Genomic DNA, 11,380 nt, shown 5'->3' on the forward strand with positions numbered 1-11,380 from the left:
CCACTACTAATGGAAACACTAACAGTAGCTACAGTTCAAATACAGATAACACCGCAAGTTCTAGTGCTGCTGATACACAACAAAGCACGAGCACACCATCTAGCTCAACCCCAGCTTCTAGCAACACTACTGCAAGCAGTAATGCCGACACAACGACTGGAAACTAATCTCACTTCGTAACATCATACCAATGGAATAAGCAATTATTCCATTTTTCAATCGCTAAAAATACCTATGAACTATACACAAACACTTGATTGGATTCATTCGTTCAAGGCAAATGGGCGCCGTCCTAGCCTTGAACGAATGCGCTATTTACTTACTCTGCTGGATAACCCACAAGACACCTTTCCTGCTATCCATGTTGTTGGAACAAATGGCAAAGGTTCAACAACTAGCTTTTTGCAACACATTTTAACGGCTTCTGGCTACCACACAGGAACCTTCACATCCCCATTTATCACGCGCTTCAATGAACGCATTGCTATTGATGGAAAAGCTATCAATGACCAAGCTTTGGTGGCCGTTGCCAAAGTCATTCGACCGATTGTGGATAGTCCTGATTTTCAACATAAAGTTGGCAGAGTGACTGAATTTGAGTTGGTAACCACCTTGATGTTTTACTATTTTGCAAACATGGCTAACGTGGATATCGCTGTTATTGAAGCTGGCATTGGAGGCACTTATGACTCGACCAATGTTTTCAAGGCGCTAGCTGTCATTTGCCCGTCGATTAGCTTTGACCACCAAGAAACGCTAGGAAATACTCTGACTGAGATTGCGAGTCACAAGGCTGAGGTGCTAAAAACAGGGGTTCCCTTTATTTTTGGGAAAATGGCAGAGCCTGTTGAACAAGTTTTCAAGGAAAAAGCAAAGCAGACCCATTCCCCTATTTATGCTCTGGGACATGATTTTTCAATCGTTTCAAATGGCAGAGCTTTTGATTTCAAGAGTCCAAAGGATAATTTGTCATCTATTCAACTCAAAATGCTTGGCAAGCACCAACAAAGCAATGCTTCTTTGGCAGCCATGACCGCCCTATTGTTGCAACCGTCCTTTTCTGCCATTTCGCTAAAAACAATTAGAGAAGGGCTAGAACAGACTATTTGGGCTGGTCGGTGTGAATGGCTAGGTCCTAATCTCATGCTAGATGGCGCCCACAACGAAGATTCCATTGCGAAATTAGTTGACTTGCTCAAAACGGAATTTGCCGATAAAACTATACACATCTTATTTGCAGGCTTGCGCCGTAAACCTTTGGCACATTTGCTGGAAGAATTGGCTGACTTTGATGTAGCCGTGACCACGTTTGATTTTTATCAAGCACAGGCCTTGGAGGATTACCCAGCGTCATACACCAAGGTTTCCCATTACAAAGACTGGCTGTCACAGGTTAATGACAATCCTGAGGACTTATTTGTAGTGACAGGTTCCCTCTACTTCATCTCCGAGGTTAGAAATCACTTATTGCAAGCATAGGAAAATCTCCCACCTGATTGCTAGGTGGGAGATGCTTTTTTACTGCAAACTTTCTGCAAATTTACGTTTAATGAAATCAGCTGAATAAGCTAATTTTTCCTCTTCTTCTGCTGGCAAGCTTAGGCTGATTTGCTCAATAATACCAACACGGCCGACAATGGCAGGGTAGCTGAGGTAGGTGTCAAGCGGTTCATAATAATTAGAAACCGGCAATTCTTCGTGACTATCTGAAACAACCGCAAGCGCCAAACGAATGGCTGCGCTGGCAATGCCATAGCTGGTGTATTTTTTGCCATAAAAGACAGTGTGTCCACCAATCATGGCTTCGTGAGCAATCTCGTCCAAAGTTTCCCTGTCAGTGAAGCTTGCAATAGGTTGCCCTTTCACTCGGACTTGACTCCATGCCGTAAATTGAGAATTGCCGTGCTCTCCCAAATTATAACCATAAACACTACGAGCATCAACACCAAAACGTTCGGCCACCGCACGTTTCATTCGCGCCGTATCCAACAAGGTTCCCGTCCCAATGACACGTTCCTTAGGTAGTCCTGAATAGTGTTGGTATAGACTTGTGACCACATCAACAGGATTTGAAATGGCGATAATCACGCCGTTAAAGCCAACTTCTTTGAGGCGTTTCGCTACTTGTGGCACTTCTTTAGCTGTAAATGGCAATTCTGCAAAGCGATCTGCATTTGGATTGTCCTGCAAAGCAATATTTCCCAAGGCTGAAATCACCACATCTGCATCCGCTAAAGCCGCATAGTCATTAACCACGATATTGGCGTGCTGATTGAGATTGGCTGCTGCATCGCGGAAATCCACAGCATCGGCCGTCACCTTTTTCTCATTTGTATCAATCAAAACATAGTCATCAAATGCTCCTTGAGCAATCAAACCGTGAGCAACCGTTGAACCGACATGTCCCATTCCAATAATTCCAACCTTACGCGACATAAAACCTACCTCCTTGTGATATTACTCCACATTATAGCCCTTTCAGCTAAAAAATACGAAAGAAACCTAACAACTCATGTCAGGTTTCTTTTTTTTATTTCACTAAATCTTGCAAAGGACCAAAAACAATCTTTTCAATATCTGCTACATAAACAGACAAGGCTTGTTGGGCATCAAGGTAATCTTTCAAAACAGGATTACCCTCAATTTTGGCACCGAGTTCTTGCATTTTGGTTTGCTCATCACCTGTTGGCATTTGCCCAGATTGGATTTTAGCATAAAGGCCTTGTTGGAAATCTGTAAATTCCTTGAACAAGTCTTTAGCTACTGGGTCAGCCTCGATAGCCGCACGACTTTCTTCAGATTTTTTGTACTCAGGAAGGGCACGAATACCACGTTCCAATTCATTTGCTAAATCATAAACATTTGCCATTAATCTTCTCCTTAATTAATATAAACATTATAATCTGTGTGTTCGCTAATTGCTTGCTTGGCACGTTCTAAATCTTTCCTATTTTTGAAAGAGATTTGCAAAATACCATTGATATCCTCGCGGTTTTTCTCGTTAATATGGATATTCACCAGCGAAATACCTCGAAGCAATTCAAGAATATCCAAAATCACGTCTTCCTTGTCAGGAATATCGACAAAAATATCAAAACTACTTTCCACGCCACCACGCTTGTGAATGGTCATCTGTTGACGTGTGTCACGCGCATGGTAAAAATAATCCCAAATAGCTTGGTCATCACTTTGAACAATCAATTTGGCAACCGCGTCCAAACGGTCTTGAAAATCCGTAATGCGTTCTAGAATGGCTGTTTTATTGCTCAAAAGCACGCTGGTCCACATGGACGGGTCACTTTCTGAAATTCGCGTCATGTCACGAAAACCACCTGCCGCAAATTGATTGGTCATCTCGTGTTCAAGAGCATAATCCCCAGCCTGTTCCATCAGACTAGCTGCCAAAATATGGGGAAAATGGGAGATTTGGCTGGTCACACGGTCATGCTCGTCCGCATCAATCCTTATAAATCGTGCATTAAGCCCTGTCAAAAGGTCTTGGATTTCTTCTATCGTTCCTTCTGAGGTTAAGACAGACGGCGTCAAAATGTAATAGGCATTTTCAAACAAGGTCACATCAGCTGCCAAGGGGCCTGATTTGTGTGAACCTGCCATAGGATGCCCACCCACAAAACGAATGGAACGATTAGCGAAGACGGACTCCCCCACAGCGACAATCTCAGATTTGGTTGAACCTGTATCTGTAATAATGACCTGATCCTTCAAATCCAAATCATCCAATTGTTTCAGGATGTCAATCGTGGGTTTTATTGGTGCCGCTATGATAATGATATCACTGATAGGAGCTAAATCTTTCAAGTCTGTCACTAAATCATCGACAATCCCACGTTCCATTGCAATGGTGCGTGATTTTTCTGACGTATCATAGCCAATGACCTGGTAATCAGGGTGGGCACGCTTAATGCCCAAGGCGATTGATCCGCCAATCAAGCCTAGACCGATAATCGAAATGATTTTATTTTCCATCCTTGATTTTTCCCCCATCACACAAGCTATCTCTGTGTTTTTTAGAAATGTTTGACATAATCACGGTGTCTAGCAACCGCATCTTTTAGTTCTTCCAAATTATCTGACGAGAATTTATCTAAAATTTCATCAGCAATAACGGTTGCTACAACAGCCTCCATGACAACACCTGCCGCAGGTAGAGCTGTTGGATCTGAACGCTCAACCGTTGCCTTGTATGGCTCGTGCGTTTCAATATCCACTGACATCAGTGGCTTGTAAAGCGTTGGAATAGGTTTCATGACACCACGTACAACAATGGGTTGCCCATTGGACATCCCACCTTCAAATCCGCCAAGATTGTTGGTGCGACGTGTGTAGCCTTCTTCTTCATTCCAAAGGATTTCATCCATTACTTGACTACCTTTGAGATAGCCGTCCTTGAAACCTAGCCCAAACTCAACACCCTTGAAGGCATTGATGGATACCACGGCAGCTGCGATTTTCGCATCGAGTTTTTTGTCCCACTGAACATAAGAACCAAGCCCGACAGGAACACCACCAACAACCGTTTCCACGATACCACCAATGGTATCTCCATCTTTTTTGATCTGGTCAATGTAATCCTTGATTTCTTGCTCACGTTCTTGATTGACAATAGACACTTCAGATTGGCTAGCCAACTCCTTGATTTGAGCGACGGTCAAACCTTCTGGAACGTCAATTTCTTTTCCGCCAAAAACAACCACGTGATTAGCAATCTCGATATCCAATTCTGCCAAAATACGCTTAGCAACCGCTCCAACAGCAACACGCATCGTGGTTTCACGCGCTGACGAACGTTCCAAGGAATTACGCAAATCATCAAAACGATATTTCATGCCTCCAACAAGGTCAGCGTGCCCTGGACGTGGGTGCGTGATTTTGCGTTTGGTTTTGAGCCTATCCTCGATATCTTCAACCGCCATAATGTCTAACCATTTTTGGTGGTCTTTATTGATGACATGAAGGGTGATTGGCGCGCCAGTTGTTTTTCCGTGACGCACACCAGAAGTGATTTCCACTTTATCCGATTCGATTTTCATGCGTCCGCCACGACCGTAGCCACCTTGGCGACGTTTCAAATCGCCGTTTATATCCTCAGCCGTCAAAGGAAGCCCCGCAGGAACCCCCTCGATAATAGCCGTTAAACGCGGTCCGTGTGATTCACCAGCTGTTAAATATCTCATTTTATTTCTCCAAATACGCTTTCATCTCTTCAAGTGGTATCTGATTGATGGCTGCACGCCCCAATTCAGGAACAATGACTGTCTTAATCATGTGTCCGCGAGCTTTCTTGTCATGTTTTAAAGCATTATAAAGCTCATCAACCTGCCAAGGTTGGTAATCCGTTGGCAAGCCAAATTTTTGGCACATGTTCTCAATAGCTTGGGTAATGCCTTGTGGCATCAAGCCTTTTTTCTCAGCCACACGAGAGATTTGCACCATACCAATCGCGACTGCTTCACCGTGCATGACTTTGCCATAACCAGCGGTTGCTTCAATCGCATGACCAATGGTATGACCAAAATTAAGGTAAAGGCGGACACCATTATCTAACTCATCCTCAACAACAACCTTGCGTTTCACATTACAAGAACGGTAGATAATGCTTTCAGCATGGGCCAAAATGCTCTCAGGCGAACCATCCATTGCAGACAGTTCTTCCCAAAGTTCCACATCATCAATCAATCCGTACTTGATAACCTCTCCCATACCTTCGATAAGTTCACGTTTTCCGAGGGTTTGGAGAGTTTCAGGATCAATTAAAACCCCATCAGGTTGGGTGAATGTCCCGACCATATTTTTCGCAAAAGATGTGTTGACGCCTGTCTTGCCACCAATAGATGAATCCACTTGAGCTGTCAAACTCGTTGGTATTTGCAAGAAATGAATTCCACGCATATAAGTTGACGCGACAAAACCAGCCAAATCACCAACAACACCGCCACCTAGAGCAACGATGCCATCACTGCGAGTCATCTCGTGTTTAACAAGAAATTCATAAGCCTTATTGACTGTCTTAAGATTTTTAGACGCTTCACCTTCTAAAAAATCAAAGACAATAGCTTCAAAACCAGCATTTTCAAGGCTTAATTTAACTGTTTCAGCATATAAACTGCCCACACGATTGTCCGTGATAATAGCAATTTTTTGTGGTTGCCACAATGTCGCCACCCAATCACCCGCTTTTGCTAGGGCACCCTTTTCAATCACAATATCGTAAGGGGTTGGAAGATTAACATTTAGTTTCATACGCGTCACCTACCTGTTATTCTTATTTTGTATTGTATTTTTCTTCAAGCGCTGACCAAATTTCAGCAGTTGGCATGGTTTCTCTCGTCCAACATTCAAAGGCTTCAGCTGCTTGGAACAAAAGCATACCCAAACCATTTAACGCTGTTAATCCTTGACGGCGTGCCAAGGCTAAAAATGGCGTTTCAAAAGGTTGGTAAATGGTATCTGCTACCAGAATACCTTCTGGGAAGGTGAAATCTTCTGCGATAAGCATTGATATGCCGTCCATTCCCACGCTTGTCGCGTTCACAAATAATTGCGATGCCAAAACCTTCTCTTGAATCAAAGAAACATCCTCAACAGGGTAAACGTCAATAGATACGCCCGTTTTATCTGCTAATTCTTGTGCTTTTTGACGTGTTGCTTCTAAAAAAGCTGTTTGGTTGAAAATGTTAATGTGACGAGCGCCATTAAGTGCGGCTTGTGCAATAAGCGCCGTTGCTGCTCCGCCACCTCCAAGGATGGTCATGGTCTTATCTTTGACATCAAAATCAGCAAAAGTCGCTAAACTTCTAAAGAAGCCAATGCCATCAGTGTTGTGCCCAATCAATTTGCCGTCACGATGAATAACCGTATTAACCGCACCAATCAATTGTGCCGAGTCTGTCAATTCATCCATGTAAGGAATGACTTTTTGTTTGTAGGGCATGGAAATATTGACACCAAACATATCGTAGCGTTTGACATTTTCCAAGGTTACTTTGAGGTCTGCTTCTGGAATATCCCAAGCCACATACACCCCATTGACACCTGTCTTATCAAAGGCATAATTATGGATAAATGGTGAAATAGAGTGCTTAATTGGAGTTGCAACCACCGCTGCTAACCGCGTGTGTCCATCAATTTTCATTAAGTACCTCCCTGATATGTCGCAAATCTTGTAAGGCGATTTGTCCTGGTGCGCTAACTTGGTCTAGGCAAGCAAAAGACCAAGATGACCCAAAAACATCCACCGCAAGACGTGACGAACGGCCGAGTTTGCCCATTGACATGGTGGCATACTCTTGCTCTGGGTTTAAGGTTTTAAACCCACGAGTGTAATTCATCAAATCCAAAACATCTTGTTCACTGTTTGGCATCACGGCAATCTTAACCACGCGCGGTGCCAAAGCTGTCAACTCAGAAAACGAAGCCATAAGATTTTCAGGTGTTTCTTCAAAATTATGGTAAGACAAAACCAGATTTGAAAACTCTAACATTTCCTGAAAAGCTGCTTTATGTGAGAAATACTCAAAGTCAATGTAATCTGGATGATAAATGGCATTGATGTCTTTTAACAAGGCAACATAATCCTCATCAGATATTTGCATCTGACCGCCTTCTTTATCGGTACGAATCGTAAAAAGAATTTCTCTGCCTGCAAAGGTTTCAAAGATAGCTGGGGCAACGGTCATAATGTCGTCTTTTTTCAAAACATCCGCACGCCATTCGATAATATCAGCTCCTTCAAATTTTGAAGCGTCAATATTCTGGGCCTCTTCTAAACTTTTAGGCATTATAGGTACTACTATTTTCATTTTTTAACCCTTATTGTAAATACTTTCAAATAATTGCTAACAGCGTCTGCCTCGTTGACTGTGAAATCACTTGGCAATTGTTGTAAGCGGAGGTAGTCATGCTTAACAGAAGCAAAGCCCTTTTCCAATTGCTTTTTGAACTGTGCTACTGAGACATTTGACGCATTGGTAGAGGCAATAATGATGCCGTCATCTGCTAGAATGTCTAAAGCTTGACTAATAAGTCGATGATAATCTTTAGCGACCGAAAAAGTGTGCTTTTTATTACGGGCAAAACTTGGTGGGTCGATAACAATAACATCAAAGGTCAAGTGCTTACGTTTAGCGTATTTGAAATACTCAAAAACATCCATGACCACAAAATGGTGAGCTGCTAAATCCAATCCATTGCTCTCAAAATGCGCTTTTGAGAGTTCACGAGAACGTTTGGCCAAATCCACAGACGTGGTTTCAACAGCACCACCCATGGCTGCCGCAACGGAAAAAGCTGCTGTGTAAGAAAACATATTTAAGACACGTTTTCCCAAACCCAGCTCGTTAATCAAGGCATTGCGAACATCATGTTGGTCCAAAAAGATACCTGTCATCAAACCGTCATTCATGAAAACACTGTACTTAACCCCATTTTCCAAAATAGTAAAATGGCTTGGTGCTTCTTGGCCGTAAAGGTGAGCTGATTCATAATTCAACCCTTTGAATCGAATTTTCTCATAACCGCCCTTGATTTCAGGATAAGCTTGTTGAAAAGCCTTCACAATCGTGTCACGGTGTTGGTAAACAAAGGGATTGTACCATGAGAATACAGCAAAATCAGCATAACGGTCAACCGTTATACCACCAAAATTATCTCCATCTTGGTTAAATAGCCGATAAGATGTCGTAAAATCAGAATTTTCAAACGGTTGACGCCGTTCTTTGGCTATTCGAAACAGATTAAAAAAATAAGCTTCCGTTAGTGTTACTTTTTTAGGGCTCAAGAACCAACCACGCCCCTTATTTTGTCGAGAAAGATAAGCTGTCCCTAAAAACTGGTGCGATTGATTATAAAGCCCCACCAACTGGTCATCGCCTTTAGCCTGATAACAATCTTTATCATCTAAAAGCTGAACCCCACGTTTTATTTTTTTTTCTGTAGAAGAGCCTACATATAGTTTATTCATAAAGCTTATTATATCAAAATTTTGTGCGTTTTCCTACTATTTTTTGCATTTCTTCTGGCTCCCTAAAATAAATTTATGTTATAATCTTAACTGAGATTTTGTCTTTAGGAAAAATAAAAAAAGGAAGTTCCTACAGTGAAAAAATTGAAACAGGTTATCTCACACGTGTTGAGTACACGTTTGGGATTCATTTTAACACTTTTATTGCTTTATTGGCTAAAAACCATGTGGGCTTATCATATTGATTTTACCCTTGATTTAGGAAATTTCTATCAAGTTATCCTATCCATTTTAAATCCCATCCCATTTGGTTTGTTCTTATTAGGGTTAAGCCTTTATATCAAACGAACCCGAACCTTTTATATTGTGAGTTGGATTACTTACACGATTTTAAATATCCTACTCATTTCTAATGTCATTTATTTCCGTGAATTCTCTGACTTTATTACCGTCAGTGCCATGCTAGCAAGTAGCAAGGTGTCGGCTGGTCTAGGGGATTCTGCTATTAACTTACTGCGTGTCTGGGATATTGTTTATATTCTAGATTATATTATTCTTATTACGCTTTTTGCGACGAAGAAAATCAGCATGGACCCGCGTCCATTTAACAAGAGAGCAAGTTTTGCGATTACAGCACTTTCAGGGTTGCTCTTTTCAATTAACCTCTTTATGGCAGAAATTGACCGTCCTGAGTTGCTCACACGTGGTTTTTCAAACGTTTATGTCGTTCGAGCCTTAGGTTTGCCATCGTTCACCGTTTATAGTGCCAATCAAACCTACCGTGCTGAAAAAGAACGAAGAGAAGCTACTGCTGATGATTTGGTCAAGGTAGAAGATTATGTCAAAGAGCATTACGCCGCTCCCGATCCTAAATACTTTGGTATCGCCAAAGGCAAGAATGTTATCGTGCTGCATTTGGAAAGTTTCCAACAATTTCTGATTGACTACAAGTTAGATGTTGATGGGCAATCCTACGAAGTCACACCATTTTTAAACTCGCTTTACCATTCAAAATCAACCATTTCATTTGCTAATTTCTTTAACCAAGTTAAGGCTGGTAAAACATCCGATGCCGAAACGTTGATGGAAACCTCACTCTTTGGACTGAGCAGCGGTTCTTACATGGTTAACTACGGTGGTGACAATACCGCTTATGCCGCTCCATCTATCTTGGCACAAACTGGCGGATACACCAGCGCCGTATTCCACGGAAACGTCGGTTCTTTCTGGAATCGTAACAACGCTTATAAACAATGGGGTTACAATTATTTCTTTGATTCTTCTTATTTCCAAGAACAAACCGATAAAAACTCCTTCCAATACGGTCTAAATGATAAGTATATGTTTGCAGACTCAATCAAATACCTTGAGCATATGCAACAACCATTCTATACGAAATTCATTACCGTAAGTAACCATTATCCTTATACTAGCTTAAATGGCGAATCTGACGAAGAAGGTTTCCCACTCGCTAAAACCGATGACGAAACCATTAACGGCTACTTCGCCACTGCCAACTACCTTGATGCTTCTGTTGAAGCCTTCTTCAATTACTTAAAAGCATCTGGTTTATATGATAATACTATCGTTGTTCTTTACGGAGACCACTACGGTATCTCTAATTCACGTAATCCAAGCTTAGCACCATTGCTTGGCAAGGATTCAGAAACGTGGACCGAATACGACAATGCCATGTTGCAACGTGTTCCGTTCATGATTCATATTCCTGGTTATACTGATGGTTTCATTAGTGATACTTATGGCGGTGAAGTTGATGCTTTACCAACACTTCTTCACTTGCTTGGTGTTGATACCAGCCACTTTGTTGAACTTGGACAAGATTTGCTCTCACCTGAGAACAATCAAATCGTTGCTCTTAGAACATCTGGTTACTACATCACACCAACCTATACTAGCTACGGTGGACACCTTTATTACACCGCAACTGGCGAAGAAATCACTAACCCTGATGAAAATACCGTCGAAGCCACGAAGAAAATTCGTGATGCGGCAGCTGAGCAATTAGCTATCAGCGACGAGATTCAAACAGGTGACCTGTTACGTTTTGATAAAGACACTGGTCTTAAAACAGTTGATGCGTCATCAATTTCATATACACATTCGCTTAAAGATTTGAAAGCTATTGAGAAAAAACTGGGCGACGATTCAACCAGTCTATATAGCCAAAACGGCAACAAATCAACAGCAGACTTGTTCAAAGCACCTAGCTACATGCAACTTCACGAAAGCTCAACTAGCACAACAAGTTCTGAATCATCATCAACAGAAGCCTCGTCATCAGAATGATACCACACCAAAAAGCTCTTACTCCTATTTAGGAGTAAGAGCTTTTTTATTCTTATATTCCAAAAAATAGCAAAAACATACTAAGATTAGTAG

At 41.8% G+C, this 11,380-nt stretch carries 10 protein-coding genes; 2 read left to right on the plus strand and 8 right to left on the minus strand.

Features of this window, described 5'->3' with window-relative positions; translation table 11 throughout:
- The first annotated feature begins 234 nt into the window (after positions 1-234).
- On the plus strand, positions 235-1,479 hold the full coding sequence (locus tag B3473_RS01110; RefSeq protein WP_154455131.1) for a bifunctional folylpolyglutamate synthase/dihydrofolate synthase: 1,245 nt from the start codon (positions 235-237) through the stop codon (positions 1,477-1,479).
- A 39-nt stretch (positions 1,480-1,518) separates the two neighbouring features.
- Here the strand turns inward: B3473_RS01110 and B3473_RS01115 are convergent, their stop codons facing one another.
- From B3473_RS01115 to B3473_RS01150, 8 genes are all read right to left on the minus strand, one after another.
- The gene (locus B3473_RS01115; RefSeq protein ID WP_235280814.1) at positions 1,519-2,436 is read right to left on the minus strand and encodes an L-lactate dehydrogenase; all 918 of its coding nucleotides are present in this window, start codon (positions 2,434-2,436) and stop codon (positions 1,519-1,521) included.
- A gap of 94 nt (positions 2,437-2,530) precedes the next feature.
- Positions 2,531-2,869 (minus strand): YlbF/YmcA family competence regulator, encoded by a 339-nt coding sequence (locus B3473_RS01120; protein WP_235280813.1) that lies wholly within the window; start codon positions 2,867-2,869, stop codon positions 2,531-2,533.
- A gap of 11 nt (positions 2,870-2,880) precedes the next feature.
- Entirely contained in the window at positions 2,881-3,987 is a 1,107-nt protein-coding gene (locus B3473_RS01125) for a prephenate dehydrogenase (protein ID WP_154455134.1), read from the minus strand.
- Positions 3,988-4,028: 41 nt separating this feature from the next.
- Positions 4,029-5,195, minus strand: coding sequence for a chorismate synthase (gene aroC / locus B3473_RS01130; RefSeq protein WP_154455135.1), 1,167 nt, complete (start codon positions 5,193-5,195; stop codon positions 4,029-4,031).
- A gap of 1 nt (position 5,196) precedes the next feature.
- Positions 5,197-6,261: a 3-dehydroquinate synthase gene (aroB, locus tag B3473_RS01135; RefSeq protein ID WP_168260610.1), complete on the minus strand. Its 1,065-nt coding sequence runs from the start codon at positions 6,259-6,261 to the stop codon at positions 5,197-5,199.
- Between the two features lie 22 nt (positions 6,262-6,283).
- Positions 6,284-7,153 (minus strand): shikimate dehydrogenase, encoded by an 870-nt coding sequence (locus B3473_RS01140; protein WP_154455137.1) that lies wholly within the window; start codon positions 7,151-7,153, stop codon positions 6,284-6,286.
- Positions 7,143-7,820, minus strand: coding sequence for a type I 3-dehydroquinate dehydratase (gene aroD, locus B3473_RS01145; RefSeq protein WP_269725498.1), 678 nt, complete (start codon positions 7,818-7,820; stop codon positions 7,143-7,145). The genes B3473_RS01140 and aroD overlap by 11 nt, the downstream gene beginning before the upstream one ends.
- Positions 7,817-8,980, minus strand: coding sequence for a class I SAM-dependent rRNA methyltransferase (locus B3473_RS01150; RefSeq protein WP_154455139.1), 1,164 nt, complete (start codon positions 8,978-8,980; stop codon positions 7,817-7,819). Before B3473_RS01150 ends, aroD begins: the two co-directional genes overlap by 4 nt.
- A gap of 135 nt (positions 8,981-9,115) precedes the next feature.
- Between B3473_RS01150 and B3473_RS01155 the strand changes: the two genes are divergently transcribed.
- On the plus strand, positions 9,116-11,287 hold the full coding sequence (locus tag B3473_RS01155) for an LTA synthase family protein (RefSeq protein ID WP_167829304.1): 2,172 nt from the start codon (positions 9,116-9,118) through the stop codon (positions 11,285-11,287).
- Positions 11,288-11,380 lie beyond the last annotated feature (93 nt).

The sequence above is a fragment of the Streptococcus sp. UBA632 genome (assembly GCF_002300045.1).
Taxonomy (GTDB): domain Bacteria; phylum Bacillota; class Bacilli; order Lactobacillales; family Streptococcaceae; genus Streptococcus; species Streptococcus alactolyticus.